Origin of the sequence: Variovorax davisae (assembly GCF_030316845.1) — a bacterium.
Lineage (GTDB): Bacteria > Pseudomonadota > Gammaproteobacteria > Burkholderiales > Burkholderiaceae_C > Variovorax > Variovorax davisae.
Genome location: NZ_JASZYS010000014.1, coordinates 102,393 through 129,325 on the forward strand (window position 1 = coordinate 102,393; position 26,933 = coordinate 129,325).

A 26,933-nucleotide genomic window follows, 5' to 3' on the forward strand; every position below is an offset into this window, starting at 1 on the left:
CGCGGCCTTGACGCTTGCTCGGGTCAGGCGCCGCGCAACACCAGGTCGGCACCCTTCTCGCCGATGAGGATGGCCGCCGCATTGGTGTTGGCCGACGTCATCGTGGGCATCACCGAGGCGTCGATCACGCGCAGGCCCTGCACGCCGCGCACGCGCAAGCGTGCATCGACGACCGAACGCGTGTCGCCGCCCATGCGGCAGGTGCCGACCGGGTGGAACACGGTGCCGCCCTTGGCGCGAGCGAACTGCGCGAGATCCTCGTCGCTGCGAAGCGAATTGCCCGGCAGGTGTTCGACGCCGGTCACCAGGCCGCGGAAAGCCGGCTGCGCGTAGATGTCGCGCAGGGTCTTGAGGCCCTCGACCAGCACGCGAATGTCGTGCGGCTCGGTGAGGTAGTTGGACACGATGCGCGGCGGCGCCAGCGGATCGGCCGAACGCAGCGACACCGTGCCGCGCGACTCGGGCCGGCATTGCGCCGCCGAGGCCGAAAAACCCGAGAAGCGGTGCAGTGCGTCGCCCGGCTTGTCGACCGACAGCGGCATCACGTTGAACAGCACGTCGGCGCGCGCGTCCTTGGCAACCGCGCTGCGGACCATGCCGCCGACCTGGCCCGCGCCCACCGTGAGGGGCCCGCGCTGGCCGAACAGCCATTGCGCACCCATGCGCGCGAGCCCCAGCGGACTGCGCACCTGGTCGTTGAGCGACATCCGTTCGCGCAGCTTGACGATCACCCGTGCCTGGTAGTGGTCCTGCAGGTTGGCGCCGACCTCGGGGGCGTCCATGCGCACCGCAATGCCGTGCCGGCGCAGCATGGCGGCGGGCCCGATGCCCGACAACTGAAGCAGCTGCGGGCTTTGCAGCGCACCGGCGGCCAGGATCACCTCGCCATCCGCCACGGCGCGGCGGAGCACCCCGTCTTCGAGCCATTCCACGCCGCTCGCGCGGCCCCCTTCGATGACCACGCGCGTCACATGCACGCCGGTGCGCACCCGCAGGTTCGGCCGCGCCATGGCGGGCTGCAGGAATGCGACGGCCGCATCGCAGCGCCAGTGGCCGCGCAAGGTGAGCTGGTAGGCGCCCAGGCCCTGGTCCTGGGCGCCGTTGAAGTCGTCGCTGGCCGCAAAGCCCGCCTGCGCGCCCGCTCGGAGCCAGGCCGCGCAATAGGGATGGTCGTTGCGCAGGTCGGACACGCCGAGCTCGCCGCCGGCGCCGTGGTATTCGCTCTCGCCGCCCGCGTAGCGCTCGGACTTCTTGAAGAAAGGCAGCACCTCGCGGTAGCCCCAGCCCTCGGCGCCGGCGCGCGCCCAATCGTCGAAGTCGGCGTGCTGGCCGCGGATGTAGATCAGCCCGTTGATGGCGCTGGACCCCCCGAGCACCCGCCCGCGCGGCCAGACGATGCTGCGATGGCCCGTCTGGCCCTGCGGCTCGACCTCGAACTGCCAGGAAAAACGCGGGTCGTAGATCGAGCGGAAGTAGCCGACCGGCAGGCGCAGCCAGAAATGGCCGCCGGCGCCGCCGGCTTCCAGCAGCAGCACGCGACGGCCCGCACCGCTGAGCCGGTTGGCCAGCACGCAGCCGGCCGAACCGGCGCCGACGATGATGTGGTCGAAGCCTTCGCGGGCCGCCGTCGTCATGCCTTCACAAGGGCCGTGAACAGCGTCGGGTCGAAGTACTGCTGCGCCTTCAGCGCATTGGGAATGTTGGCGGTCTGGACGAAGAAGTCCGTCACCTGCTGCAGCCATTGCGTGACGGTGCCGTCGGTGTACTTGGCACGCCACTCGGCCGACGAGTAGTACTTGGAGGCCTTGAACTGCTCCCTGAACTCGGCCAGCGGCACTTCCTTGTACTGCGTCTTCTGCAGTTGCTCGGCCGCGGCGTCGGGGCTGGACACGATCTGCTCGTTGGCCGGCAGCCAGCCCGCGATGAGCTTGCCGAGGACGGCCTTGTTCTTCTCGTAGTAGTCGTTGCGCGCGGCCCAGCCGCCGACGATCGCGGCCTGCGGGAAGAAGGCCGAGGCATCGACGATCTTGCGTGCACCGGGCAGCTTCTGCCGCACCACCGAGTCGAAGGGAGACCAGAGGGCCACTGCCGGCACGGCGCCGGAAATCACGGAAGTCACGGCCTCGGACATGCGTTGATTGACGAGCTGCACATCCTTGGCCGGATCCAGGCCGGCGGAGCGCAGCGCGCGGTCGAGGAACACGTGCGCCGTGGTGCCCGTGGTGGTGGAGATCTGCTTGCCCTTGAGGTCGGCGAGGCTGTTGATGCCGGAATCGCCGCGCACCCAGAGCTGGGCGGTCGCGTACTCGATGTTGTTGATCAGAAAGACCTTGCCCTGCCCGCGCGCCGGGAAGTTGGACAACACGGCGCCCGTGGCCAGCACGTCGAGGCTGCCGCCGATCATCGCCTGGAACAACTCCAGCCCGGTGGTGAACTGAATGGGCTCCAGCTCGAGCCCCTGCTTCGCGAAGCTGCCCGCCTGGATGCCCAGCCAGAGCTGGCCGTCGACGGCCGGCGTGTGCAGGTAGCCGACCTTGACCTTGGTGCGCGACTGGGCGAGGGCCGGAAGCCCGATGCCGAGGGCCGCGGTCGCGGCGACGGTGTGGCGGATGAAGCTTCTGCGTTGGATGGGCATGGGGGAGTCTCCTGGGTTGAAAGCGGCAAGGATTCAATCGGCCATGCGCAGGGTCTGGCGGGCCTGCGCTGCGTATTCCTGCATCACCAGTTCGTGGATCTGCGCGCGCAGGACGCCGAAGCGCGGGTCCGCGTGCACGTTCTCCGCCCGCGGGTAGCCGAACGGCACGTCGATCACGGTGCGGATGCGTGCCGGCCGCGCCGTCACCACCACGATGCGCGAGGACAGGTAGATCGCCTCCTCGACCGAGTGCGTGATCAGCAGCACGGTCTTGCCTTCGGTCTGCAGGACCTCGAGCAGCAGGTCCTGCATCGCGCTGCGGGTCTGGGCGTCGAGCGCGCCGAAGGGCTCGTCCATCAGCAGGAACTGCGGCCGCACCGCGTAGGCACGCGCGATCGCGAGCCGCTGGCGCATGCCGCCCGAGAGATGCTTGGGGAAATGGTCGGCGAAGTCCGCAAGGCCCATCAGCGCCATGTAGCGCTCGACGATGGCCTGGTGCTCCGGCTTCGGGATCTTGTTGCCCGCGAGCTTGAGGCCGAAGGCGATGTTCTGCCGCACCGTGAGCCAGGGGAAGACGCCGTACTCCTGGAAGATCACGCCGCGGTCCGGGCCGGGACCGCGAACCGGCTGGCCGTCGAGCAGCACCTGCCCGGCGCTGGGCTGCACGAAGCCGCCGAGGATGTTCATGAGCGTCGTCTTGCCGCATCCCGAAGGCCCGATGATCGACACGAACTCGCCCTGGCGGATGTCGAGCGACACGCCGTCGAGCACCCGCATCGGGCCCTGCGCGGTGGGGAAGTCCACCGACACGTCGCGGAAGGAGACGCGCACCGGCGCCTCGGTCTGGGTGGGCAGGGTCATGCGATGCGGTCCTGCCAGGCCACCAGGCGGCGGCTCAGGGCGCGCAGCAGCAGGTCCATGACCAGCGCGATGAAGCCGATGCAGATGATGCCCACGTAGATGATGTCGAGCTGGAAGAAAGCGGACGCGTTCTGGATCAGCGCGCCCAGCCCCTGCTGCGCGGCGATCAGCTCGGAGGCCACCAGCGTGGCCCAGGCCACGCCCAGCGCCACCCGGACCGCCGTGAGGATGTGCGGCACCGTCAGCGGCACGATCACCTTGGCGAAGATCTCGAAGTCGTTGGCGCCCAGCGTGCGCGCCACGCGCACGTAGATCGGGCTGATCTGCGCGATGCCTTCGTACATCACGATCACGCCGGCGAAGAAGGAGGCGTAGAAGAGGATCGCCGTCTTGGCCGCCTCGCCGATGCCGAAGTACACGATCACCAGCGGGATCAGCGCGATCGGCGGCAGGGCGCGGAAGAAGTTGATCACCGGATCCACGAAGGTGCGCAGGCTCTTGTACCAGCCCAGGCAGAACCCCACCGGCACCGCCAGCAGCGTGCCCAGCGTGACGCCGATGAACACCCGCTGCGTGGACATCCAGACGTCGAGCGGCAAGCGGTCGCGCGCCAGCTCGACGAACTTGGCCGCCACCTGGTGCGGGGCCGGCACCAGCGCGGGGTTCACCAGGCCGCTGGCGCGCACCGCGTACCAGGCCAGCAGCAGCACCAGCCAGGGCGCGAGAATCAGGGCGGCACGCCGGGGCGCCGAGTGCGATGGCGTCAAAACGGGTCTCCTGGAAGCATGGCCGGTGGCCGTGTTGTTGTGCGCGATGAGTCAAGTCATACTATAGACCAGACCTTTAGCTGACCAGTCCAGGCCGACCTGCCGGCGTTCGACTTTTTCCGCATAAGCTTCTGCGCCTGACCACCATGTCCGCCCTGCACTTTTCCGCCAGCCCGATCCCCCGCTACCTGCAGGTGGCCGACGTGCTGCGCCAGCGCATCGCGCGCGGCCTGTGGAGCCAGGGGCATCGGCTGCCGTCGCTGGAAGAACTGGGCGCGGAGTTCGGCGTGGCGCGCGTCACCATGCGCCAGGCGATCGACCTGCTGGCGCGCGACGGCCTGGTCTCTCCGCAGCAGGGCCGCGGCACCTTCGTGACCGGACGCCCCGCCAACGAGCGCTGGCTCAACGTGGTGACCACGCTCGACGAGCTGGCCCGCATGTACCGCGACACCGAACCGCAGATCGTCAACATCGACGAGTCGACCACCGCACCCGCGCTGCGTCCCGACGAAGGCACGCCGGTCGAGCGCTACGTGTTCATGCGCCGGGTGCACTCGCGCGACGGCCAGCCGTACTGCGTGATCAACATCCATCTCGACGAGCGCATCTTCCGCCGCAGCCCCAGGCGCTTCCGCGACGAAACCGTGATCCCCCTGCTGGCCTCGATGAAGCGCGTGACCATCGCGCACGCGCACCAGGTGCTGACCATCGGCACGGCCGACCTGGAGGTCGCCCACCTGCTCGGCGTGCCCGTCAACGCCCCGGTGGCCGAGGTGCGCCGCGTGTTCCGCGATGAAGCCGACCGCGTGATCTACTTCGCCGAGGTGACCTATCGTGGCGATGCGATCCACGTCGAAATGAACCTCAAGCCATGACCCGGATCCCCCCGCTGCCCGCCAACGCCCTCACCCTGGCCCGACTCGAGGCGCTGGTCTTCCGCTATCCGGTGACGACGCCGGTGCGCACGTCCTTCGGCGTCATGCACGACAGGCCGGCCGTGTTCGTGCGCGCGGAGGATGTGGATGGCGCCGTCGGCTGGGGCGAGATCTGGTGCAACTTCCCCGGCTGCGGCGCGGAGCACCGGGCGCGCCTGCTGGACACGGTGATGGCGCCGCTGCTGCTCGGCCAGCCGTTCGCGGGGCCGGCGCACGCCTGGGCGACGCTCACCGAACGCACGGCGGTGCTGGCCATCCAGTCGGGCGAGCCGGGGCCGATCGCGCAGACGATCGCCGGCATCGACCTGGCGCTGTGGGACCTGAGCGCGCGCCGCGCCGGCCAGCCCCTGTACCGGCACCTGGGCGGCACCCGCGGCAGCGTCCCGGTCTATGCGAGCGGGATCAATCCCGACCAGCCCGAGCGGATGGCGCTGCGCCGGCGCGACGAGGGCTACCGCGCCTTCAAGCTCAAGATCGGCTTCGGGCAGCAGCGCGACCTCGCCAACCTCGATGCGATGCGGCGCTCGCTGGGCGACGATGCCGAGCTGATGGTGGACGCCAACCAGAGCTGGACCTTGGCCGAGGCGCAGCGCATGGCACCGCTGCTCGCGCCCTACGCGCTGCGCTGGCTCGAAGAACCCCTGCGCGCCGACCGTCCCTGGAGCGAATGGCAGGCGCTCAAGGCCAGCACCGGGATGGCGCTGGCGGCGGGGGAAAACCTCGCGGGCGATGACGCCTTCGACGCCGCGCTGGCGGCCGGCGTGCTGTCGGTGCTGCAGCCCGACGCCGCCAAGTGGGGCGGCATCTCGGCCGGCCTGCCGGTCATTCGACGCGCCCAGGCCGCCGGGTTGCGCTATTGCCCGCACTACCTGGGCGCCGGCGTGGGCTTGCTGGCTTCGGCACACCTGCTGGCGGCGGCGGGCGGCGACGGCCTGCTGGAGGTGGATGCCAACGACAACCCTCTGCGCACGGAAGTGGCCCCGGCCTTCCAGCAGTTGCGCGAGGACGGGCGCGCCAGCCTGGGCGAGGCGCCGGGCATCGGGGTGGAACCGGACGTGGGCCGGATCTCCGAGGCCATCCGTGCCGCGTGCGGCTGAGCGCGCCCGACGGCCGAATCGAGCAGACATGCGCCTCAAGCACCTGGAAGTATTCAACGCCATCATGCTGGCCGGTACGGTCGGCGGTGCGGCCAAGCTGCTCCACGTCACCCAGCCGTCCGTCACCCAGACCTTGCAGCATGCCGAGCTGCAGCTGGGGTACGCGCTCTTCACGCGCCAGCGGCGCAAACTGGTGCCCACCCACCAGGCCCACGCCCTGTACGCCGAAGTCCAGCTGCTGATGACGCAGCTGGAGTCGGTGCGAAGACTCTCCGTGGCGCTGGGAAATGATCAGGCGGTCGGGCTTCGAATCCTGATCGTTCCGTCGCTGGCCGTGCGGGCGCTTCCCGATGCACTGAAGCTGTTTCGCAAGCGCCATGCGGACATGAACGTCTCGATCCGGGTCCAGCATTCACGCGAGATCACGCAATCGATAGCGCTCCAGGAGGCCGACGTCGGCATCGTCTATGGCGGCCAATCGCATCCCGCGGTTCAGGAGGAGCCCATCGCGACCGGGCGCCTGGTCTGCGTTTCCAGGCTGGCAACGCCTGGTGCGGACAAGCGAAGCACGGTGGCGCTGGAGGAGGTGCTGCGGACCCCGTTCATCCGCATCGACGAGCGCGACCCCATCGGCACGATGCTGGCGGAGCAGTGGGCGCGGCTGGGCGTCGCGCCACGCGCCAACATCACGGTTCAGACGCACCACATCGCGATGGTGCTGGCCGAGGAAGGATTCGGTCCCGCCATCCTCGACTCCTTCACGGCAAGAGCGTCGCGCAGCGCCTTGCTGCACGTGCGGACAGTCCTTCCCGAAGTCGCCGTCGACGTGAAGGCCCTGCTGCCCCAAGGCCTGCGGTCACCCGGGCCGGTCGAGGATTTCATCAAGGCCTTCCGCACCGTGACGGCGGCCTGAGCCGCTGCTACGCAGCGGTTCTCCGGTCGGCGCGGGCGTCGACGGACCAGGCGACGCTGCGCCTCGCCAGCGAATCGGTCGCATCCACCACCGGCACGGGCGAATTCCGGTTGTTGAGAACGACCGGAATTTCAGTGCACCCGAGCAGCACGGCTTGCGCGCCGCGTCCCGCCAACGCGGCGGCAGCCTTCGAAAGCAGCCGTTCCCCGAGCGATCGATGCCCGGATTTGACCGCGTGGATGCCGGGCATGACCAGGTCCGCCATGTCGCTGCCGGTCGGCAGGAGCCACTGCAAGGAGCGTCCCGCTTTCGACTGCCGGTTCAGATACAGCCCGGAGGCGATCGTGGCATCGGTCGCCAGCAAGCCGACGCGGCCGTTGCTTCCGACCGATGCCGCGACGTCATCGAGGGCGGCATCCACCAGATGAATCATCGGTATCGCCAACGCCTCCTGGAGCGGCTCGTACCAGAGGTGCGCCGTATTGCAGGGCATGACGATCAGGCTGACGCCCGCGTCGATCAGGCGTTGTCCGCACTCGATCATCGCGGGCAGCGGCGACGCGCCCCCGCCCCGGAACGCGGCGGCACGGTCGGGGATTTGCGGCACCGATGCGGTGACGACGGGCACGTGCTCCTGGTCCGTCTCGGCTGGCGTCGCCGCCAGCAGCTTCTGCAGGAAGTCGATGGTGGCGAGCGGCCCCATGCCACCGAGTACGCCCAGAAGACCTGGGGCCCGCGACGCCCGGCTCATGGGCGCGTCGAGGTTGACGCCCTTCGGCGTGAAGGCAGCGAAGCGGAAGTTGCGATGGAGGTCTTCATGGCAGCGGTGGACGGATCGTTCGTGGAACCATCGTCGATGCTAGAGCTGTGGCATCTAGCCGATCAACGCGCTTTCATGCCACTTCATAGGCTTCACTTATGAACTCGCGCCCCGCCTTTGCCACCGCGCCGCGCACGCCCCATGTTGGCCGCGATCATGGCCGCGACCAGCGTCACCAGCCACGAGAAATACACCCAGAGCAGGAACATCGGAAACGCCGCGAAGGTCCCGTAGACCGCCTTGTAGGTCGGCACCTTGGCGAGGTAGCCGGCGAAGCCGCGCTTGCCGAGTTCGAAGGCCAGGCTGGCGATCAGGCCGCCCGCGAGGGCATCGCGCAGGCGCACCCGGGTGTTCGGGACCAGGTAGTACATGCTTGTCAGCGCGGCCAGCACGAGCAGCAGCGGCCCGAGGTCGAGCACGAAGGCGAGCGAAGCCGGCAGCGCGCCGATCCAGCCCAGGGAGGCGCCCAGCACGTGGGACGTTGCCCACAGGCTCAGGCCCAGCACCGGGGGCCCGACCGCCAGCATCAGCAGGTACAGGCCGACCCGCCTGAAGAACGGCCGGTTGCGCCGCACCTCCCACATCTGGTTCAGGGCGTTCTCCACGGTGAGCAGCATCGCGACCGCCGTGCACAGCAGCAGCAGCGAGCCGACCCAGGTCAGCCCGCTGGCGTTGGCGGCGAACTGGTTCAGGTACTTCAGGACCGTGCGCGCGATATCGGCCGGCAGCAGCCGGCTCAGCAGGAACTCCTGGATCGCATCCCTGAAGCGCCGGAAGACCGGGAAGTGCGTGAAGAGCGCGAAGCTCGCCGCCAGCAAGGGCACGATGGACAGCAGGGTGGTGAAGGTCAGGCTCCCGGCGACCTGGGGCAAGCGCTCCTTGCGGGCGCGCTGGATCGTCATTCGGGTCAGGGTGAGCATGGGTCGCGGCAAGAAAATCGGCCCGCCGATTGTGAAGGCTGCCGCCGCCGGCCTCGGGGTTCCTCTTGGTTGTCCGGGCCGGCTTTCCGGGCTACGCTGCGCGCGACCGGCATCCCGAGGATCTTCATGACCACACTGACGGACCAGGCGCCAGACCGCCGGGACAGCGCCATCGGCGTGCAGCGCCAGCTGGCCGAACTCGACGCCCAGGGCTACACCGTCATCCCCGACTTCCTGCGGGCAGAAGATCTCCAGCGGGTCCGCGCGGGCCTCGCGCCGCATCTGGGCAGCCACACCGGACGCAACAGCTTCGAGGGCGTGCGCACGGAGCGGGTCTACACACTGGTCGGCCGGGGCCGCTGCTTCGAGGACATCGCCGAAGACCAGCGCGTGCTGGCGCTGCTCGACCGGCTGCTGGCGCCGGGCTACCTGCTGACGGCGAGCCAGGCGATCTGCATCCATCCCGGCGAGACGCCGCAGCCGATCCACTACGACGATTCGTTCTATCCGGTGCCACGCCCGCGGCCCTCCATCAGCTTCAGCACGATCGTCGCGGTCGATGCGTTCACGGCCGAGAACGGCGGCACCGAACTCATCCCCGGCAGCCACCGGTGGAGCGACGCCCGGATCATCGGCGCCTACGACGGCCGCGATGCCGATGCGCCGATGCCGCCCTCGCTGGAGCGGCTGCTGGTGCCGATGGTCGTGCCGGCGGGCGCCTGCATCTTCTTCCATGGCACGCTGATGCACCGCGGCGGCGCCAATCGCAGTGCGGCGCCGCGGCTGGCGTTCTCGAACCAGTATTGCGAACCCTGGGCGCGCACCCAGGAGAACTTCTACCTCGGCCTCCCGCCGACGCTGGTGCGCGGCATGTCGCCGCGCCTGCAGACGCTGCTCGGCTACGCGATCATGCCGCCCTTCATGGGCCACGTCACGGCGTCGCACCCGGCCAAGGTGCTGCAGCCCGACCACGTCAATGCCGTAGCCGCTGCGCCTCGCGACGGCCGGCGCCCACAGGAGACCCCATGACCACCGCGCATCCCCTGGATCGGCTGATCGGCGACGAATGGCCGGTCTTCGCGACCGACGCCCAGCTGCGGGCCTTCGAGGCCACGCCCTACGCCGAGCGGATCGCCGCACAGAGCACCTACCAGGCCCTGCAGCGCGGCGCGGCCTGCGACCCCGACGCCGATGCGATCGTGTTCCTGCGCGAGGCGGAGCCCGACGAAGCGCCGCTGCGCATCAGCCACCGTCAGTTCATCGGCCGCGTGACGCAGGCCGCGAACCTGTTCACCGAACTGGGCGTCGGCCCCGGCGACGTCGTCAGCCTGCTGCTGCCGCTGGTTCCGCAGAGCTTCTTCTGCCTGTTCGGCGCCGAAGCGGCGGGCATCGCGAATCCGGTCAATCCGCTGCTCGAGGCCGGCCAGATCGCCGAGATCCTGCGGGCCGCGAAGACGAAGGTGCTGGTGGCGCTCGGCCCCGTGCCCGGCACCGACATCTGGGCCAAGGTCGAACGCATCCGCGACCAGTTGCCGGACCTGAAGGCGATCGTCGTGGTCGGCGGCCAGGGCGACGCGGCACGCGCCGTCCACAGCTTCGACGCGCTGGTGGAGCGGCAGCCGGCCGACCGGCTGCTCGGCGGCCGGCACATCGCGGCCGGCGACACCGCCGCCTACTTCCACACCGGCGGCACCACCGGCATGCCGAAGCTGGTGCGCCATACGCACGGCAACCAGGTGTACCAGGCCTGGGCCGTGGGCCTGATGCTGCACGTGCGTGCCGGCACGCCGCTGCTGTTCGGCCTGCCTCTCTTCCATGTGGGCGGCGCGCTGACGCAAGGCCTGGCGCAGCTGAGCGCCGGCGGCACGATCGTCGTGCTGTCGCCGTCGGGCTGGCGCAACCCGGTCGCCGTGCGCAATGTCTGGCGGCTGGTCGAACGCTTTCGGCCCGAAGTGTTCGGCGGGGTTCCGACCGTGCTCGGCGCCGCGCTCAACGTGCCGATCGACGGCGCCGACGTCTCGAGCATCCGGATCTGCTCGGGCGGCGGCTCGGCGATCCCGGTGCCGATCGGCCGGGCCTACGCGCAGCGCTTCGAGGTGCCGGTGATCGAGGTCTACGGCATGACCGAGACCTCGAGCGTCCACACCCTGGCCTACCGCGACCGGCCGATCCGCCTGGGCTCGGTCGGCCACCCGGTGCCGTACAGCCGGGTGCGGATCGTCGAGGTCGATGCCGAGGGGCGTGCGACGCGCGACTGCGCGGTGGGCGAGAGCGGGGTCGTGGCGATGAGTGGCCCCGGCGTGTTCGGCGGCTACCTGAGCGACAGCCACAACCGCGAAGCCTTCGTCGCGCCCGGCTGGGTGAACTCCGGCGACCTCGGCCGCCTCGACGCCGAAGGCTACCTCTGGATCACCGGCCGCGCCAAGGACCTGATCATCCGCGGCGGCCACAACATCGACCCGATGGCGATCGAGGAGGTCTTCTTCCGGCATCCCGCGGTGGCGCAGGCCAGCGTGGTCGGCCAGCCGGACGTCTATGCGGGCGAGCTGCCGATCGCCTTCGTGCAGTTGAAGCCCGGCGCGGCGGTCGAAGCGGCCGACCTGCTCGCCTTCGTGGCCGCCGACACGCCGGAACGCGCGGCGCTGCCAGTCGAGGTGCTGTTCGTCGAGGCCCTGCCGCTGACCGCGGTGGGCAAGGTCTTCAAGCCCGCGCTGCGGTGGCAGGCGGCGCAGCGCGTGGCGCTGCGCCTGTTGTCGGACCTGCAGCACGGCGGTCGCGAACTCACGGTCGAGGTCGGCGCCCATGCGCTGCACGGCAGCCTGGTCAAGGTCGCGGTCGCCGGCGTGGCCGCGGGCGATCGCGATTCGCTCGAGCGGCAGATCGACGAGCGCCTGGACCCGCTGGTCCTGAAGCACGAGACGGTCTGGCGCTGAGCCCGGCGCGGCTCAGCGCCACTGCAGCAGCAACGACCAGGGCTGACGGCTCATGTGGCGGTCGACGCAATCGGCCGTGCCCGCACCGCAGCCGTCGCCGAGGTAGCTGGGATCGAGCCGCCGGGTTCCCGGCGCAAAGGCCAGCCGTCGCAAGGTGACGGACTGCAGCACGTTGCCACCGATGGCATCGAAGCCCAGGGCATCGACCGCCACCACCACATCGCAGTGCATCGGCAAGGCGCCGCCGCCGCTGCGGCGAGCCGCCAGCGCCTCGCCGATCTTCTCGAAGCTGTCGAGCCCGGCACCGGTGCCGCGCGCCTGGCAGGCCAGGTCGCCGACGCGCGGCGGTGTGCGCGTGATGTCGCAGGCACGCATCGCGTAGGCGGTCGGACGGCCGGCCGCCTCGGCGCTGCCGGCCTGCCAGGCTGCGCCCGCGTAGTCGGCATGGGCCTCGGAGAACTGGAACTCGTCCGCGCCCAGTCCGGCCTGGCGCGCGAGCCAGCTCACGAAGGCCGCCGACCAGGGAGTGTCGATCACCGCGACCCGATCGATCGCGGCGAGCGCGGCGCGCAGCTCGTGCGATTCGAGGCCCTGGTCGGGGCCGACGCCCAGGCCTTGCAGGCGGGCGGCCGTGGCCTGGTTCAGCGCCTGCCGCAGGAGCTGCCGATCGGCCGGGCGCAGCGCGCCGAAGCGCACGAGGTAGGGCAGACGGCCTTGCAGCGGATCGACGGCGCCCCAATAGCCGAGCACCCGCTCCCAGGGTGCGGCGGCCAGTGCACCGGCGCGCACGTCCTCGGCCTCCGACAGGCCCGAATCGGTGAGCCGGCCTTCGGCATCCATGGCCTGGCCGCCGAAGGCCCGGTGCTCGCGCTCGGCCGCGGCCGCCATCGCCAGCGCCCGGGCTGGCGGGGCGGACTGCAGGGCGGTGTCGAGGCACAGCGAAGCGGCCCCGGCGGCGAACGGCGCGGCCAAGGCCAGCAGGAAAACGGCGACCGGAAGAAGTCGCCGTGGCGCGAAATGGAAGGGCATTCGGACCCGAGCATAGCCCCGGCGCGCGACTACACTTCGGCCGCCCTTGCCGACGCCACACCACCACCATGCGACGCCTCGCCCGACTCGAAGACATCCGCCACGTGTTCTCGATCTACAGCCACGAGAAGGTGGTTCCGTTCCTGACCTATGACCCGATGCCCTTCGAAGATTTCGAGGCGGTCTATGCCGAGTTGCTGGCGAGCGGCAGCTTCTTCGTCTGGGAGGTCGACGGCGGGATCGCCGGCTTCTACAAGACCACGCGCTACCCGGGCCGGGTGCGCCACGTGGCTCTGCTCGGCACTCTGGCCGTGGACCCGCGCCGGCATGGCGCAGGCATCGGCCGGGCCATGATGGAGGACGCGATCGCGCAGCTGCGCGCCGAAGGCATCCGCCGCGTCGAGCTGTACGCCGAGAGCGACAACACGCAGGCGCTGCGCTTCTACCGCCAGCTCGGCTTCGTCCACGAAGGCACGCTGCGCGACTTCTACAAGCGAAGCGACCAATCGCACTACGTCGACGAGCACGTGCTGGGACTGCTGCTGGCCTGAATCGCCGAGGGCCGCCTCACCTGCAGATTCCGCCGGCGTGCATGGCCGACCCCTGACTGGCGAAACTCGCGGCGACCGCCTGGCTGTTGCTGCTGGCCGCCACGCTGGCGGTGAGCGCCTTCGGCTTCGCGGACTTCCGCGAGCAGTGCCCGGGGCCGTTGCGCAATGCCTGCCTGCAGGACGCCGGGCCCGACGCGCAGACCGAGGGCGCATGAGGGCCGGCTACAACAGGAAGGGCAGGAAGCGGCGCGTGCGGCGCATGTAGTCCCGGTACGCCTGGCCGAAATGCGCGAGGCATTCCTGTTCTTCGCGCAGCGCGGTGACGAACAGCAGCAGCGTCGCCGCCATCACCAGCGCCAACCCCAGCCAGGTGAACTGCTGCAGGAAGATGCCCCAGGCCAGGCAGATCAGGGACGTGTACATCGGATGGCGGATGTAGCGGAAGGCGCCGGCCGTCACGAGCGCGGTCGTCTTCTCGAATCCGATCAGCGCCTCGTCCTGCCGCGCCTCGCCCGGATGGCCGTGGCGCCGCAACAGGCGGAAGGCATGCACCGGCAGCCAGACCGAGGCCATGAACAGCACCATCGCCACCCGCTGAGGCAGCGCCAGCGGGTCCGCACCCCAGACCGGCAGGTTGATCCAGATCAGTCCCAGGATGCACTCCCAGGCGAAGAAGCGATAGAAGCCGTGCGAGCGCGGCCTCGTCATCGCCCCGCGCGAGATGTAGAGCAGCACCGAACTCACGACCACGAAGGTCGGACCGTAGGCCGCCAGGGGGAGGAGCATGCCGTGCGCCGTGGTCTAGCAGCGCACGCCGACGCCGGCCATCAGCAGGTCGGCGTCGCGGTCGCAGCGCGTGGCCGCGCGGTTCCACGTGAACCGCAGCAGCCACCGCGCATCGAAGCGCGGCACGCAACGAAAGCCAAGGAAGATGGCCAAGGACAGGCCGATCAGCGAGAAGGGCACGAAATTCAGGGGGATCATGGCGAGCCGCGGCGCGCGCACCCGCTGCCCGGTCACCACCCCTGCTGCTGCTGGCGGCCGCCCTTGATGTTGCCGGCAATGCCGCCGGCGATGCCGCCGATCGCGGCCCCCGTCCAACCGTCGCCGCCGGCGATCGCCGCGATCCCGGCGCCCGCCGCGGCACCGAGGGCGGCACCGCTCATCGTTCCCTGTTGCTGCGGGGTCATGTTGGTGCAGCCCACGAGGAGCGTCACGCTGGCGATGCCCGCCATCCATGCAAGCGATTTCATGAGGGCCTCCATCATTTCTTTTGCAGTCCGGGCACGGTCATCTCGAACCAGATGACGTCCAGCACCGGGCGCTTCAGCTTGGTCGGGTTGGCGGCATACCAGCGGTCGACGCCGTCGCGCACGCTGTCGAGGGTCTGGCCCTGCATCCCCTTGGCCATGCGCGGCACGATGCTCTGGGCGTCCGAGGGCGGCGTCGCGCCGTGGTAGGCGCGCTCGACCTGGACCATGTTGGCGACACCGACCAGGTAGGCTTTCTTGACGGCCTCGCTCGAGCCTGTCCATTGTTCGCCGTTGACCATGGCGACTTCGGCTGCGCGGCCCGTGCCCCAGGCCATGCCGATGGCGAGTGCGCAGGTGGCGATCAGGGCCGCGCGTCCCGGAAGGGTCAGTGCTTTCATGGCATCTCCTTGAGGACTTCCCGCTTGCATTCTTCCCTGCAACAAAGTCCGGTGCAAGGCCTTTTCGCGCGGCGTCGCCGGGCCATGACCGGGCCGCCCGATCCGAAGCAGAATCGGGTCTCACCCCGGACTCTCGAAGGATGGACGAAATGGATGCGGAAGATTTCAACGCACGGCTGCGATCGCTCGAGCTGAGGGCTGTCGCCCAGACCGCGGCCCTCGCGGTCCTGCTCCAGGAGCAGCCCAACGCATCGGCCAAGCTGCACATGGTGGCCGAGCACCTGGTCGACGCGCCCCCGATTCCCTTGTCCGATGAAGACCTGGTCAAGGTCGCCGCCTACATCCAGGCGATGCTGGGCGGACCCTGGATCGACTAGGGCGATGCCGGTGTCGCCAGCTGCCGGTCGAGCAGCACCGCGACGTGGACCGCCTCGCGCTGCGCGCCGTCGGCGATCTGGTGCCGGCAGCTGGTGCCGTCGGCCACCACGATCGCGTCGGGCCGACGGCGCAGCGCCGGCAGCAGGCTGGCTTCCGCCATCTGCATCGAGATCTCGTAATGGGCCGCCTCGTAGCCGAAGCTCCCGGCCATGCCGCAGCAGGAACTCTCGATCAACTCCGGCCTGGCGCCGGGAATCAGCCCCAGCACGTCGAGGATCGGGCTCACCGCGCCGAAGGCCTTCTGGTGGCAGTGGCCATGCAGCAGGATCGGCTTGTCCACCGCCTTGAGCGCCAGCTGGAACCGGCCCGCCTTCACCTCACGCGCGATGAACTCCTCGAACAGCAGGGCCTGGCCCGCCACCGTCTCGGCCTTGGCCCCGAGGCCCATGACCAGCGTCTCGTCGCGCAAGGTCAGCAGGCACGAGGGCTCGAGGCCGACGATCGCGATGCCGGCTTCGGCCAGCGGCAGCAGCGCATCGATCAGCGCACCGGCCCTGGCCCTGGCCTCGTCCACCATGCCGCTGGCGAGGTAGGTGCGGCCGCAGCAGTGATGGCCGCCGTCCTTTCGCACCGTGTGCAGCAGGTAGCCGGCGGACCTGAGCACGCGCGCGGCGGCCCAGGCGTTCTGGCTTTCGAAGTTGCCGTTGAAGGTGTCGACGAAAAGCACCGCCACCTTCTGTCCGCTTCGCGCGGCGGCGAGGGCCTGCTCGCGGCTCGCGAACATCGATGGGTCGCCGGCCCGCCAGAAGGTGTCGCTGCGCCACGCGGGCAGCGAGCGCCGGGCTGAAAGACCCAGCATTTTCTCGCCCAGCCAGCGCGCGCCGGGCACGCTGTTGCGCAGGTTGAGCAGCCCCGGCACCCGGCTGGCCAGGTGGGCATAGTCCGGCAGGCGGGCGATCAGCTTGTCCTTGAGCGTGTGGCCGTGCTTCTTCTTGTAGTGCGCCAGGAACTCGATCTTCATCTTCGCCATGTCGACGCCCGTCGGGCAGTCGCGCTTGCACCCCTTGCAGCCGACGCACAGGTCCATCGTCTCGTGCATGGCCTCGCTGGTGAAGGCGTCGGGGCCGAGCTGGCCCGAGATCGCCAGGCGCAGCGTGTTGGCGCGACCGCGCGTCAGGTGCTGCTCGTCGCGCGTCACCCGGTAGCTCGGGCACATGGTGCCGGCGTCGAATTTGCGGCAATGGCCGTTGTTGTTGCACATCTCGACGGCCTTGGCGAAGCCGCCCGTGAGGTCGCCGCCGGTGCCCGGCGCGGTGGTCGCTTCCGTCACCGGATCGGCCTGCACGTTCCATGCGGACCAGTCGAGCACCGGCGTGAGCGGGATGCGCCGGTAGGGCTTGGGGGCCGTCGCCGGCGCGAAGCGGAACAGCGCGCCGTCGTCCATCTTCGGCGGATCGATGATCTTGCCGGGGTTGAAGAGATGGATCGGGTCGAGCTTCTGCTTGATGGCGCGGAAGGCCTCGTTGAGGGCCGGGCCGAACTGCCATTCGATCCACTCGCCGCGGCACAGGCCGTCGCCGTGCTCGCCGCTGAAGGCGCCCTTGTACTTGCGCACCAGCGCGCCCGCTTCCTCGGCGATGGCGCGCATCTTGGATGCACCGTCGGTGCGCATGTCCAGGATGGGCCGCACGTGCAGCGTGCCGACCGAGGCGTGGGCATACCAGGTGCCGCGGCTGCCGTGCCTGGCGAACACTTCGGTGAGCCCGTCGGTGTAGTCCGCCAGGTGCTCGAGCGGCACCGCGCAGTCCTCGATGAAGCTCACCGGCTTGCCGTCGCCCTTGAGGCTCATCATGATGTTGAGGCCGGCCTTGCGGACTTCCCACAGGTTCTTCTGCGGCGCGTCCTCGCGCATCTCGACCACGCTGCCGGGCAGGCCGAGCTCGCCCATCAGGTCCACCAGGTCCTTCAGCCTCGGCAGCAGCGACGCCTTGTCGCCGCCCGAGAACTCGACCAGCAGGATGGCGGCGGGCCGGCCGATCAGCGCGGTCTCGACGGTCGGCCTGAAGGCGGGGTTGGCGAGGCTCAGCTCGAACATCGTGCGATCGACCAGCTCGACCGCGGTGGGGCCGAGCTTGACGATGTGCTGCGCCGCCTCCATGGCGGCGCGAAAGCTCGGGAAGTTGACGACGCCGAGCACCTTCGCGCGCGGCAGGTCAGCGAGCTTGAGCGTCAGGCTGCGGGTGTAGGCCAGCGTGCCTTCGGCGCCGATGAGCAGGTGCGCCAGGTTGACGCTGCCGTCCGCCGTGTAGGGCTTCTCGCTCTGGTTGTCGAAGATGTCGAGGTTGTAGCCGCCGACCCGGCGCATCACCTTGGGCCAGCGCGCATGGATCTCGCTGCGGTGCTGAAGCACCAGCTGCCGCACATGCAGCGCGATGTCGCTGGCCCTCGCACCCAGGTTCGAGACCGGGCCGAAGTCGACCAGTTCGCCGTCGGACAGCCAGGCGCTGGCGCCGGCCACGTTGTGCACCATGTTGCCGTAGGCGATGGAGCGCGAGCCGCAGGAGTTGTTGCCCGCCATGCCGCCGAGCGTGGCCTGCGCGCTGGTCGACACGTCGACCGGAAACCACAGCCCGTGCGGCTTGAGCTGCGCGTTGAGGTGGTCGAGCACGATGCCCGGCTCCACCGTGACGGTGCGGCGCTCGAGATCGAGATCCAGCAAGCGCCGGAAGTGCTTGCTGTTGTCGATCACCAGCGCCGCGCCGGTCGTCTGGCCGCACTGGCTGGTGCCGCCGCCGCGTGCCAGCACCGGCACCTTGAGATCGCGCGCCACATCGATGGCCGTCGCGATGTCGCGCTCGGACTTCGGCACCAGCACGCCGACCGGCACGATCTGGTAGATCGACGCATCGGTCGCATAGCGGCCGCGCGATGCGTCGTCGAAGAGCACTTCGCCCTGGGTCTCGGCCGCCAGGCGCCTGGCCAGCAGCGCGCAGGTTTCGTTGGGGGGCAGGACGGTACCGGCTGGCTGCAGATGGCTGGCGGGCTCGATGCGCATGGGGTGGACTTCAGGTCTTGGCCGCTGGGGCCCGTGGATAGATTTCGCCGGCGCGCAGGAGCTCCAGCACGGTGTCGCGCTTGCGGTTCAGGTGCTCGAGCAGCACCTGCCGCATCGCGGCGGGGTCGCGCGCGCTCAGGGCTTCGATCATTCGCTCGTGCTCGGCCACCGCGCCGGCCCACTTGGCCTCGTTCTGGTTGGTGCGAAAGCGCAGCGACTGCACGCGCGCATTGACGGCGCGGTAGGTGCTGGTCAGCACCGGGTTCTTGGCCGCGTCGTTGATGGCGGCGTGGATGCGGGCGTTGATGCGGTAGTAGCCGGAGAGGTCGCGGCGCGCGAAGCAGGCCATCATCTCGTAGTGCAGCGCGCGCAGTTCGGCCAGCTCGCCGTCGGTGATGCGCTGCGCCGCCAGCTCGCCCGACATCGCTTCGAGCATCGACAGCAGCTCGAAGGTGTTGACCACGTCGGCCTCGGTCAGCTTGACGGCCACCGCGCCGCGATTGGGCAGCAGGTCGACCAGCCCCTCGGCCGCCAGCAGCTTGATGGCCTCGCGCAGCGGCGTGCGCGAGACCCGCAGCTGCTCGCACAGCGCGCGCTCGTTGAGCTTGGCGCCGGGTGCGATCTGCCCTTCGATCAGCATCGTGCGCAAGCGCGACGCAACCTGGTCATGCAGCGCAAGGCGCGAGATTTCGATCACTTCAGCCATGGCTTCATTTCCTCTGAGATGCATTTTGAATGCAAATTTACGATGCATCAATCATTGTGCGTAGGGGATAACGATCATGAATTTTTGTGTTTTGCATGCAAAACTGGAAAGGAAAGGACAGTCCATGCTTCAACTCGACGCCCATCCCACCGGCAGGCACTTCCTGCAGATCCCCGGCCCGAGCCCGGTGCCCGACCGCATCCTGCGCGCGATGAGCCTGCCCACCATCGACCATCGCGGGCCCGAGTTCGGCGCGCTCGGCCGCAAGGTGCTGGCCGGCATCCGGCAGGTCTTCAAGACGCAGCATCCGGTCGTCATCTATCCGGCCTCGGGCACCGGGGCGTGGGAGGCCGCGCTGTCGAACACGCTGAGCCCGGGCGACCACGTGCTGATGTTCGAGACCGGCCACTTCGCCTCGCTCTGGCAGAAGATGGCCGCGCGCCTGGGCATCTCGACCGAGTTCCTCGCCTATGGCGGCGCCGATACGCAGCTCCCGCAGGCAGCGGGCTGGCGCCGCGGCGTGCAGGCCGACCTGATCGAAGCGCGCCTGCGCAAGGACACCGAGAAGAAGATCAAGGCCGTGTGCGTGGTGCACAACGAGACTTCGACCGGCGTCACCTCCGACATCGCCGCGGTGCGCCGCGCCATCGATGCGGCGGGCCACCCTGCGCTGCTGATGGTCGACAGCATCTCCGGCCTGGCGAGCGCCGACTTCCGCCACGACGAATGGGGCGTGGACGTGACCATCAGCGGCTCGCAGAAGGGCTTGATGCTGCCGCCTGGCATCAGCTTCAACGCGATCTCGCCGCGGGCGCTCGAAGCGATGAAGAGCGCCAGGCTGCCGCGCTCGTTCTGGGCCTGGGACGAGATCGTCGAGATGAACAAGGACGGCTACTGGCCCTACACGCCCAACACCAACCTGCTCTACGGCCTGTCGGAATCGCTGGACATGCTCCTCGGCGAAGGGCTCGACAACGTCTTCGCGCGCCACCAGCGCTGGGCCGCGGGCGTGCGCGCCGCGGTCAACGCATGGGGCCTGCCGATCCAGTGCGCCGACCCGGCCGTGTACTCGCCGGTGCTCACCGGCGTGATCACGCCCGAGGGCGTCGACGCCGATGCGGTGCGCCGCCTCATCCATCATCGCTTCGACCTGTCGCTCGGCACCGGGCTGGGCAAGCTCAAGGGCCGCATGTTCCGCATGGGCCACCTCGGCGACAGCAACGACCTGACGCTGGTCGCGATGGTCGCCGGCGTCGAGATGGGCCTGAAGCTCTCGGGCGTGAAGCTCGCCGGCAGCGGCGTGCAGGCGTCGATGGACTACTTCGCCGGCCACGCGGCGCCGGCCGCGCTGCAGAAGGCCGCCTGAGCGCCGGCACGTCACTCAAAACAACGGAGACACCATGCAAAGACGTTCCTTCATCCAGGCCGCGGGCGCCGCTGCGGCGGCCCTGGGCGTGCCCAGCGTGTTCGCCCAGGAATGGCCCACCGGCCCGGTGCGCATCGTGGTCGGCTTCCCGCCGGGCGGCGGCACCGACGCGCTGGCCCGGGTGGTGGCGCAGAAGCTGTCCGTGATGTGGAACCAGACGGTCATCGTCGAGAACAAGGGCGGCGTCGCGGGCGTGCTGGCCGCCGAGTACGTGTCGACGCAGCCGAGCGACGGCAGCACGCTGCTGATGGCGCACATCAACAGCCACGCGCTGGCGCCCAGCCTGCAGCCCAAGCTGCGCTACGACGTGCAGCGCGACTTCGTGCCGATCGTGCTGGTCGGCGTCACGCCCAACCTGCTGATCGCCAGCCCGACGCAGAAGGCGGTGACGGTGAAGGACATCGTCGCCCTGTGCGCCGCGGAGCCCGGCAAGGTGAGCTTCGGCTCGGCCGGTGCCGGCTCGGCGCAGCATCTGGCGCTGGAGATGTTCAAGCTGCAGGCCAAGGTCGATGCGATGCACGTGCCCTACAAGGGCAGCGGGCCGTTGCTGGCCGACCTGATGGGCAGCCAGATCCAGTACAGCTTCGAGACCATGACCGCCGCGACCCCGCACGTGAAGAGCGGCAAGGTGATCGGCGTGGCGCAGACGCGGCTCAAGCGCGCCAAGGGCCATCCCGGCATCCCGACCATGCAGGAGCAGGGTTTCGAGGGCTTCGAAGCCACCACCTGGTACGGGCTCGCCGGCCCCGGCAAGCTGCCGGCGGCGATCGCCGACAAGATCAACCGCGACGTCAACACGGTGCTGGCGATGCCCGACGTGCAGGAGCGCCTCGACACCTACGGCGCCGAGGACGGCGGCGGTTCGCGCGACAAGTTCGCGAAGTTCATCTCGAGCGAGATCGACAAGTGGGCGCGCGTGGTGCGCGACGGCAAGGTCAAGGTCGACGCCTGAGGGCCGGCTGGCGCCGCGTCAGGGCTGATTCAACTGCGCGTAGGGCACGAAGGCGGCGCCGCCCCAGTTGGCCTGCAGCAGGACGCCCTTGTCGGTGAACTGGTAGGTCGAGACGAAGGGGTTGAAGGAGGTCGACAGGTCGGCCGACGCGCCCGCCGTGTTCAGCTTCATGGTGGCGTCGGCCGAGGCGGCGACGTCGGCGCCCAGCTTGCGGAACTGGTCGAACACTTCGCGGTTCTTGAACACCATCACCTGCCGGAAATCCTTGTAGCCGATGCCCGGCCCGGTCCCGGCGCGGGTTGCGATCATGAAGGTGTTGGCCTGCGTCGCGTTGTCGACCAGTACGCCGGTGCCGCGCGCCCCGACGAAGAGAACGACGTTGATCTGCGAGGAATCGAAGACCGCGTAGCCGACCGCCTTGCCCACCTCCTCGCGGGCCTGCGGCTTTTGCGCGAAGAGCTCCGCGAGCGTGCGGTCGCGCATGGCGAGGATGTCCGCCTTGGCCTTGGGGACTTCGGCAGCCGGCAGCGTGGGTTGCACCGAGCCGGCGCCCTGGGTGGATCCCGAGGCGCAGGCCGACAGCAGCGCGGGCAGCAAGACCATCCAGGCAAGACGTTTCATGTCGAAGTCCTATGGCGCGGGCCAGGGGGTGCGGCGCGGTCGCCGGCGGGTGCGTGCCATTGTGCCGCGTCGCCGGATGAGGCGGGGGGCATTTCGGACCGGGGCGCCGGCGTCGGTGCGCCGGGGGCGTGCGGCGGAACTGCGGCTGGCCGCGGGCCGACAAATGCGTGCCTCGAAGGGTTGCTATCATCGCTATTCCCAAATTGAATAGCGATCGAGAGGAACCGGCCATGACGATTTTCCCGAGGCTTCGCAGCGCGGCCCTGGTCGCGACGCTGTTGCTCGGCAGCGCTGCCTGCAGCGCGCAGGAACTGGTCGTCTCCGCCGCCGCCAGCCTGACGAACGCCTTCCAGGCGGCCGGCAAGGCCTTCGAGCAGGCCCGGCCGGGTGCCAGGCTCACCTTCAATTTCGCCGCATCCGGTCCCCTGTTGGCCCAGATCCAGCAGGGCGCGCCGGTCGACGTGTTCGCCTCCGCCGACCAGGAGACCATGAACCGCGCCGCCAGCGCCAACCTGATCGCGCCGGCGACGCGGGTCGACTTCGCGGCCAACACGCTGGTGCTGATCGTGCCCGCGGCTTCGACCCAGGCGCCGAAGCAGCTGGGCGCGCTGGCGAACCCGTCGTTCCAGCGCATCTCGACCGGCACGCCGGCGACGGTCCCGGTCGGGCGCTACACCATGGAGGCGATCGACAAGGCCGGCCTCACGGCGCCGCTGCAATCGCGCTGGATCTACGGCGAGAGCGTGCGCCAGGTGCTCAACTACGTGGCCCGCGGCGAGGTCGATGCCGGCTTCGTCTACCGCACCGACGCGCTGATCGAGCCCGAGAAGACCCGCATCGTGCTGACGATCCCGACCACCACGCCCGTGACCTATCCGATCGCGCAGATCGCCGGCAGCAAGAACGCCGCCCTGGCCGGCGAGTTCATCGCCTTCGTGCGCAGCGCGCCAGGCCAGGAGATCCTCCAGCGCCACGGCTTCTCGAAGCCCTGACGCGGCGCCAGGCAGCACGTGCCCACCCTGTTCGTCCCGCTCTGGCTGACGCTCAAGGTCGCACTGTTCGCCACGCTCATCGCCGCGGCCATCGGCATCGCGCTGGGGTGGTGGCTGGCGCGCCGGCCCTTCCCCGGCCGCAGCATCGTCGACTCGCTGCTGATGCTGCCGATGGTGCTGCCGCCGACGGTGATCGGCTACTACCTGATCGTGCTGATCGGCCGCAACGGCGTCTTCGGCCAGTACCTCGACCGCTGGTTCGGCATCAACCTGATCTTCACCTGGCAGGGCGCGGTCATCGCGGCCTCGGTGGTCTCGCTGCCGCTGGTCTACAAGGGGGCGCGGGCCGCCTTCGAGGAAGTCGACGGCCGCTTCGCCAATGCCGCGCGAACCCTCGGCGCCGGCGAGCTCGAGGTCTTCCTGCGGGTGTCGCTGCCGCTGGCCATGCGCGGCATCGCGGCCGGCGTGATGCTGGCTTTCGCCCGTGCCATGGGCGAGTTCGGCGCCACGCTGATGATCGCCGGCAACCTGCCCGGCAAGACCCAGACCCTGTCGATCGCCGTCTACGAGGCGGTGCAGGCGGGCAACGACAGCCAGGCCCTGTGGCTGACCCTGGTGATCTCGCTGGTCTGCATCGTGGTGCTCGTGGCCTCGGGCCGGCTGCTGCAGGCGAGGCATTGAGATGGCCGCGCTCGAAGTCCAGCTGCGACTCACGCTGCATTCGACCGACCGCAGCTTCGAGCTGGACGTCGATTTCAGCGCCGCGTCGCAGCGCACCGCATTGATCGGGCCGTCGGGCTCCGGCAAGTCGACCGTGCTGCAGGCCATCGCCGGCCTGCTGCCGCAGGCGCGCGGCCGGGTGCGGGTCGGCGGGCAGGCGCTGCTGGACACGCCGCGCGGCATCGACCTGCCGGCCCGCGAGCGCCGGGTGGGCATGGTGTTCCAGGACTATGCGCTGTTCCCGCACATGACGGTGGAGCAGAACCTGCAGTTCGGCCTGCGCCGCCTCGGCCAGCGCGCGGATGCCGGGCACGCACAGCGCGTCGACGCCCTGATCCGGCAGTTCGATCTCGCGAGCCTGCGCGGCGGCCTGCCGCGCAACCTGTCCGGCGGCCAGCGGCAGCGCGTGGCGCTGGCCCGGGCGCTCGCCATCGAGCCCCGCCTGCTGCTGCTGGACGAGCCGCTGTCGGCGCTGGATTCGCCATTGCGCAAGCGGCTGCGGCGCGAGCTGGCCGAGATGCTCGAGCGCGTGCAGGTGCCGACGCTGCTGGTGACGCACGATCCGCAGGACGTGGAAGCGCTGGCGCAGGAGGTGATCTGTATCGACGATGGTCGCATCGTCGATGACGACCCCCTCCCAGGAGCCGTCGGACCTGCCTGAGGCCGCGCCGCCTCAATCGCGCCGGGCTGGCGCGGCGTCGAGGAACTGCCTGAGTTCCGCCTGCCAGAACTTCGCCATGCCGGTGGTGCCGTGGCCCCGGGTGTCCTCGCTGGCGGGGATGAGGAACAGGCGGGCGTTCTTCACCCGCTTGAGTTCGCGTTCCATGATGCCCAGCTCCGGCGGATTGCGTTCGTCGTCCGCCGAGTTGATGGCCAGCAGCGGCGCCCGGATGCGTTCGAGGCCGGCCGACGGGTCGTAGTCGCCGGAGGACTCCCACTGGTAGAGGAAGTCGTTCGCATCGGCCGTGAAGGGGGCGGCCAGGCGGCCATCGAGCAGCTTGTCGGCCGCCTCGCGGGTCGGGGCCATCTTCTGGTAGGCCTGCGAGCCGCCGCTGGTGGCGATGCCGAAGAAGGCGTTGGCGGACTTGAGCGCCGTGGGTTGGACGGTGTAGTTGCCGCCGTTCCATGCCGGGTCGTTGCGGACGCTGTCGATGATCAGCCGCCGCATCATCCAGTTGCGGCTGGCCATGGCCGTTGGCTGGGAGGCCATGGGCACCAGCGCATCCATGAAGTCGGGATGGCGCACGCCCCAGATCCAGGTGTGCATGCCACCCATCGAGTTGCCCAGCACCAGCCGAAGGTGGCGAACGCCCAGGCCCTCGGTGACCAGCCGGTACTGCGCGAGCACCATGTCGTCGTAGTCGTAGGACGGAAACTTCGCGCGCAGGCCGTCGGAGGGCTTGGACGACTTTCCGTGGCCGAGGCCGTCCGGCAGGATGATGAAGTACTTGCTCGCGTCCAGCGGCTGGCCCGGGCCGAAGAGCTCGCCGCCGAAGGCGGCCGACAGCATGCTCGCGCCATTGCCGGCGGTGCCGTGCAGGATCAGCACCGCCTCGTTCGACGGCGAGCCGATCGTCGTGTAGTGCAACTTCAGGGCCGGCATGACCTCGCCGGTATGGAAGCGGAAGTCGCGCGCGATCCAGTCGCCCTCCCGGGTCGCGGGCGGCTCCGCCGCCAGCGCGGTCGCGAGCCCGGCCAGGGTGAGCAGCAAGCCGCCAGCGATGCCACGCAGCATTCTGAAGAGTCCCATGCGAATGTCCCCGTTCTGGTTGTGTCTGGTCCGGCGGCGAGCCTATTCGCAAAGCCGCGGGTTGCCAATGGCATCGGACCCGATGCCTCGGCGCACCACGTCGTCGCCGCTCCGGTCCGCTGGGACCGCCGCGGGAAGGTCGCGCCGGCCGCCAGGCCTGCCGCACGCCGGCGTCATCGCCTGCGGTGCCTGTGGCGCCACGCCTGCGGCGCGCAGCCGAACCGGGCGCCGAACCAGCGCGAGAAGGCGCTGTGGCTGCCGTACCCCAGCATGGCGGCGATCTGGCCCATGTCGTAGTGCGGGTTGGCCAGGTAGCGTTGCGCGAGTTCGTGACGCACCTGGTCGAGCAGCACCGTGAACGACAGCCCCTCGGCGTCCAGCGTGCGTTGCAGGGTGCGCATGCTGCGGCCCAGCCCCTGCGCCACGCCGGCGCAGGTGGCGCGGCCCGAGGGCAGCAGCAGGTAGATGGCACGGCGCACCTGCTGGGCGCTGCTGGCGTCGCGGCTGCCGAACTGGGTGTCCACCAGCGTCTGGGCGTAGCGCGCCAGCGCGGGGTCGGCCAGCAGGTTGGGCTCGTTCAGGTCGGCCGCCTTGCAGACGATGCCGTTGAACTCCGCATCGAACTCCACGCGGCAGGCGAACAAGCGCTTGTGCACGGCCAGATCCCTCGGCGCCGAGTGGCCGAAGCACACGCGTTGAGGCCGCCAGCGCTCGTGCAGCAAGGCCGCGCAGGTGCGGTAGAGCACGCCGATCGCCAGGTCCACCGACTGCGGCATGGGCCCCGGGGCCACGATGTCCTCGCGCAGGATGACCAGGCTGCCCGCATCTTCCATCTGGATGGCGAGCGACTCGTTGAGCAGGTGCGAATAGGCGATCAGCGTGGCCAGCGCCTGGCGCAACGTGGCCTGGTGCAGCAACAGGAGGCTCAGCACGCCGAAGTGCGACAACTGACGCGATTCGGCCATGCGCAGGCCGAAGGTGTCGCACTGCGTGGCCTCGGCGGCATCCTCCACCAGTTGCGCGGCCACCGCGGCCTCGATGAGCTGGTCCGGCTCGCGAACCAGCGCCCGCCGCAGGCCGGCGCGGCGCAGGGCCCGGTCGGCGTCGCCGCCCAGGGCGTGCATGACCTCGGCAAAGCCGGTCAGCGCCGCTGCTCGCACCAAAGTCACCATCTGCGGCCGCTCCTGGGGAAACCCGAACTGGCACGAAGAGTACAGCCGG

General features: G+C 69.8%; 29 protein-coding genes. 13 read left to right on the plus strand and 16 right to left on the minus strand.

The genetic code is table 11. The features are described 5' to 3' along the window. Positions 1 to 23: 23 nt before the first annotated feature. From QTI33_RS27205 to QTI33_RS27220, 4 genes are read right to left on the minus strand one after another with little or no spacing between them, the layout of a single operon-like run. A complete protein-coding gene (locus QTI33_RS27205; protein ID WP_286509499.1) occupies positions 24 to 1,634 on the minus strand; it encodes a GMC family oxidoreductase in 1,611 nt (536 codons plus the stop codon). Further along, positions 1,631 to 2,635, minus strand: a complete 1,005-nt coding sequence (locus QTI33_RS27210) for an ABC transporter substrate-binding protein (protein ID WP_286509500.1) — start codon at positions 2,633 to 2,635, stop codon at positions 1,631 to 1,633. Before QTI33_RS27210 ends, QTI33_RS27205 begins: the two co-directional genes overlap by 4 nt. A 33-nt stretch (positions 2,636 to 2,668) precedes the next feature. Further along, positions 2,669 to 3,496 (minus strand): ABC transporter ATP-binding protein, encoded by an 828-nt coding sequence (locus tag QTI33_RS27215; RefSeq protein ID WP_286509501.1) that lies wholly within the window; start codon positions 3,494 to 3,496, stop codon positions 2,669 to 2,671. Further along, positions 3,493 to 4,263, minus strand: a complete 771-nt coding sequence (locus QTI33_RS27220; protein WP_286509502.1) for an ABC transporter permease — start codon at positions 4,261 to 4,263, stop codon at positions 3,493 to 3,495. Before QTI33_RS27220 ends, QTI33_RS27215 begins: the two co-directional genes overlap by 4 nt. A 146-nt stretch (positions 4,264 to 4,409) precedes the next feature. Here QTI33_RS27220 and QTI33_RS27225 point away from each other — a divergent pair, with 146 nt between their 5' ends. Genes QTI33_RS27225 through QTI33_RS27235 form a run of 3 tightly spaced genes read left to right on the plus strand, consistent with a single transcriptional unit; the run spans position 4,410 to position 7,208 of the window. Then, positions 4,410 to 5,138, plus strand: coding sequence for a GntR family transcriptional regulator (locus tag QTI33_RS27225; RefSeq protein ID WP_286509503.1), 729 nt, complete (start codon positions 4,410 to 4,412; stop codon positions 5,136 to 5,138). Then, the gene (locus QTI33_RS27230; protein ID WP_286509504.1) at positions 5,135 to 6,295 is read left to right on the plus strand and encodes a mandelate racemase/muconate lactonizing enzyme family protein; all 1,161 of its coding nucleotides are present in this window, start codon (positions 5,135 to 5,137) and stop codon (positions 6,293 to 6,295) included. The genes QTI33_RS27225 and QTI33_RS27230 overlap by 4 nt, the downstream gene beginning before the upstream one ends. 28 nt (positions 6,296 to 6,323) lie before the next feature. Beyond that, the gene (locus tag QTI33_RS27235) at positions 6,324 to 7,208 is read left to right on the plus strand and encodes a LysR substrate-binding domain-containing protein (protein ID WP_286509505.1); all 885 of its coding nucleotides are present in this window, start codon (positions 6,324 to 6,326) and stop codon (positions 7,206 to 7,208) included. A gap of 7 nt (positions 7,209 to 7,215) precedes the next feature. On the opposite strand, the gene cuyB is transcribed toward QTI33_RS27235, so the two are convergent. Next, positions 7,216 to 7,959, minus strand: coding sequence for a cysteate racemase (gene cuyB / locus QTI33_RS27240; RefSeq protein WP_286509507.1), 744 nt, complete (start codon positions 7,957 to 7,959; stop codon positions 7,216 to 7,218). A 161-nt stretch (positions 7,960 to 8,120) separates the two neighbouring features. Further along, the gene (locus QTI33_RS27245; protein ID WP_286509508.1) at positions 8,121 to 8,948 is read right to left on the minus strand and encodes a YihY family inner membrane protein; all 828 of its coding nucleotides are present in this window, start codon (positions 8,946 to 8,948) and stop codon (positions 8,121 to 8,123) included. A gap of 126 nt (positions 8,949 to 9,074) precedes the next feature. On the opposite strand from QTI33_RS27245, the gene QTI33_RS27250 reads away from it, so the two are divergent. Both QTI33_RS27250 and QTI33_RS27255 read left to right on the plus strand, forming a co-directional pair. After that, positions 9,075 to 9,977: a phytanoyl-CoA dioxygenase family protein gene (locus tag QTI33_RS27250; RefSeq protein ID WP_286509509.1), complete on the plus strand. Its 903-nt coding sequence runs from the start codon at positions 9,075 to 9,077 to the stop codon at positions 9,975 to 9,977. Then, positions 9,974 to 11,881 (plus strand): acyl-CoA synthetase, encoded by a 1,908-nt coding sequence (locus QTI33_RS27255; RefSeq protein WP_286509510.1) that lies wholly within the window; start codon positions 9,974 to 9,976, stop codon positions 11,879 to 11,881. Before QTI33_RS27250 ends, QTI33_RS27255 begins: the two co-directional genes overlap by 4 nt. 12 nt (positions 11,882 to 11,893) lie before the next feature. Here the strand turns inward: QTI33_RS27255 and QTI33_RS27260 are convergent, their stop codons facing one another. After that, positions 11,894 to 12,910 (minus strand): DUF2272 domain-containing protein, encoded by a 1,017-nt coding sequence (locus QTI33_RS27260; RefSeq protein ID WP_286509513.1) that lies wholly within the window; start codon positions 12,908 to 12,910, stop codon positions 11,894 to 11,896. Between the two features lie 68 nt (positions 12,911 to 12,978). Between QTI33_RS27260 and QTI33_RS27265 the strand changes: the two genes are divergently transcribed. Further along, positions 12,979 to 13,461 carry a GNAT family N-acetyltransferase gene (locus QTI33_RS27265; RefSeq protein ID WP_286509514.1) on the plus strand — a complete coding sequence of 161 codons (483 nt, stop codon included), beginning with the start codon at positions 12,979 to 12,981 and terminating at the stop codon, positions 13,459 to 13,461. 86 nt (positions 13,462 to 13,547) lie between these two features. Continuing rightward, on the plus strand, positions 13,548 to 13,676 hold the full coding sequence (locus QTI33_RS27270; protein ID WP_286509516.1) for a hypothetical protein: 129 nt from the start codon (positions 13,548 to 13,550) through the stop codon (positions 13,674 to 13,676). 7 nt (positions 13,677 to 13,683) lie between these two features. Here QTI33_RS27270 and QTI33_RS27275 read toward each other — a convergent pair whose 3' ends face one another. Genes QTI33_RS27275 through QTI33_RS27290 form a run of 4 tightly spaced genes read right to left on the minus strand, consistent with a single transcriptional unit; the run spans position 13,684 to position 15,112 of the window. Next, positions 13,684 to 14,247: a methyltransferase family protein gene (locus QTI33_RS27275; protein WP_286509517.1), complete on the minus strand. Its 564-nt coding sequence runs from the start codon at positions 14,245 to 14,247 to the stop codon at positions 13,684 to 13,686. A 15-nt stretch (positions 14,248 to 14,262) separates the two neighbouring features. Beyond that, positions 14,263 to 14,445 carry a hypothetical protein gene (locus QTI33_RS27280; RefSeq protein WP_286509613.1) on the minus strand — a complete coding sequence of 61 codons (183 nt, stop codon included), beginning with the start codon at positions 14,443 to 14,445 and terminating at the stop codon, positions 14,263 to 14,265. Positions 14,446 to 14,477: 32 nt separating this feature from the next. After that, positions 14,478 to 14,714: a YMGG-like glycine zipper-containing protein gene (locus QTI33_RS27285; protein ID WP_286509518.1), complete on the minus strand. Its 237-nt coding sequence runs from the start codon at positions 14,712 to 14,714 to the stop codon at positions 14,478 to 14,480. A gap of 11 nt (positions 14,715 to 14,725) precedes the next feature. Then, positions 14,726 to 15,112, minus strand: a complete 387-nt coding sequence (locus QTI33_RS27290; protein WP_286509520.1) for a hypothetical protein — start codon at positions 15,110 to 15,112, stop codon at positions 14,726 to 14,728. A gap of 149 nt (positions 15,113 to 15,261) precedes the next feature. On the opposite strand from QTI33_RS27290, the gene QTI33_RS27295 reads away from it, so the two are divergent. Next, positions 15,262 to 15,489 carry a hypothetical protein gene (locus tag QTI33_RS27295; protein WP_286509521.1) on the plus strand — a complete coding sequence of 76 codons (228 nt, stop codon included), beginning with the start codon at positions 15,262 to 15,264 and terminating at the stop codon, positions 15,487 to 15,489. Here QTI33_RS27295 and QTI33_RS27300 read toward each other — a convergent pair. Continuing rightward, positions 15,486 to 18,545, minus strand: a complete 3,060-nt coding sequence (locus QTI33_RS27300) for an FAD-binding and (Fe-S)-binding domain-containing protein (RefSeq protein ID WP_286509522.1) — start codon at positions 18,543 to 18,545, stop codon at positions 15,486 to 15,488. The genes QTI33_RS27295 and QTI33_RS27300 overlap by 4 nt on opposite strands. Positions 18,546 to 18,555: 10 nt before the next feature. Continuing rightward, a complete protein-coding gene (locus tag QTI33_RS27305; RefSeq protein ID WP_286509523.1) occupies positions 18,556 to 19,251 on the minus strand; it encodes a GntR family transcriptional regulator in 696 nt (231 codons plus the stop codon). Positions 19,252 to 19,375: 124 nt separating this feature from the next. Between QTI33_RS27305 and QTI33_RS27310 the strand changes: the two genes are divergently transcribed. Together QTI33_RS27310 and QTI33_RS27315 are read left to right on the plus strand one after the other, a co-directional pair. Further along, positions 19,376 to 20,617, plus strand: a complete 1,242-nt coding sequence (locus QTI33_RS27310) for a pyridoxal-phosphate-dependent aminotransferase family protein (protein WP_286509524.1) — start codon at positions 19,376 to 19,378, stop codon at positions 20,615 to 20,617. Positions 20,618 to 20,651: 34 nt separating this feature from the next. Beyond that, on the plus strand, positions 20,652 to 21,629 hold the full coding sequence (locus QTI33_RS27315) for a Bug family tripartite tricarboxylate transporter substrate binding protein (protein WP_286509525.1): 978 nt from the start codon (positions 20,652 to 20,654) through the stop codon (positions 21,627 to 21,629). Positions 21,630 to 21,647: 18 nt separating this feature from the next. Here QTI33_RS27315 and QTI33_RS27320 read toward each other — a convergent pair whose 3' ends face one another. Then, positions 21,648 to 22,250: a lipid-binding SYLF domain-containing protein gene (locus QTI33_RS27320; protein WP_286509526.1), complete on the minus strand. Its 603-nt coding sequence runs from the start codon at positions 22,248 to 22,250 to the stop codon at positions 21,648 to 21,650. A gap of 230 nt (positions 22,251 to 22,480) precedes the next feature. Between QTI33_RS27320 and modA the strand changes: the two genes are divergently transcribed. The 3 genes from modA to QTI33_RS27335 are packed head-to-tail and all read left to right on the plus strand — an operon-like array spanning position 22,481 to position 24,623. Beyond that, positions 22,481 to 23,242, plus strand: coding sequence for a molybdate ABC transporter substrate-binding protein (modA, locus tag QTI33_RS27325; protein ID WP_286509527.1), 762 nt, complete (start codon positions 22,481 to 22,483; stop codon positions 23,240 to 23,242). A gap of 18 nt (positions 23,243 to 23,260) precedes the next feature. Then, positions 23,261 to 23,923 carry a molybdate ABC transporter permease subunit gene (gene modB, locus QTI33_RS27330; RefSeq protein ID WP_286509528.1) on the plus strand — a complete coding sequence of 221 codons (663 nt, stop codon included), beginning with the start codon at positions 23,261 to 23,263 and terminating at the stop codon, positions 23,921 to 23,923. 1 nt (position 23,924) lies between these two features. Then, positions 23,925 to 24,623 (plus strand): sulfate/molybdate ABC transporter ATP-binding protein, encoded by a 699-nt coding sequence (locus tag QTI33_RS27335; protein ID WP_286509529.1) that lies wholly within the window; start codon positions 23,925 to 23,927, stop codon positions 24,621 to 24,623. Positions 24,624 to 24,635: 12 nt separating this feature from the next. On the opposite strand, the gene QTI33_RS27340 is transcribed toward QTI33_RS27335, so the two are convergent. Together QTI33_RS27340 and QTI33_RS27345 are read right to left on the minus strand one after the other, a co-directional pair. After that, positions 24,636 to 25,712 carry an alpha/beta fold hydrolase gene (locus QTI33_RS27340; protein WP_444814896.1) on the minus strand — a complete coding sequence of 359 codons (1,077 nt, stop codon included), beginning with the start codon at positions 25,710 to 25,712 and terminating at the stop codon, positions 24,636 to 24,638. A 173-nt stretch (positions 25,713 to 25,885) separates the two neighbouring features. Continuing rightward, positions 25,886 to 26,884, minus strand: coding sequence for an AraC family transcriptional regulator (locus QTI33_RS27345; protein WP_286509530.1), 999 nt, complete (start codon positions 26,882 to 26,884; stop codon positions 25,886 to 25,888). Between the last annotated feature and the right edge of the window lie 49 nt (positions 26,885 to 26,933).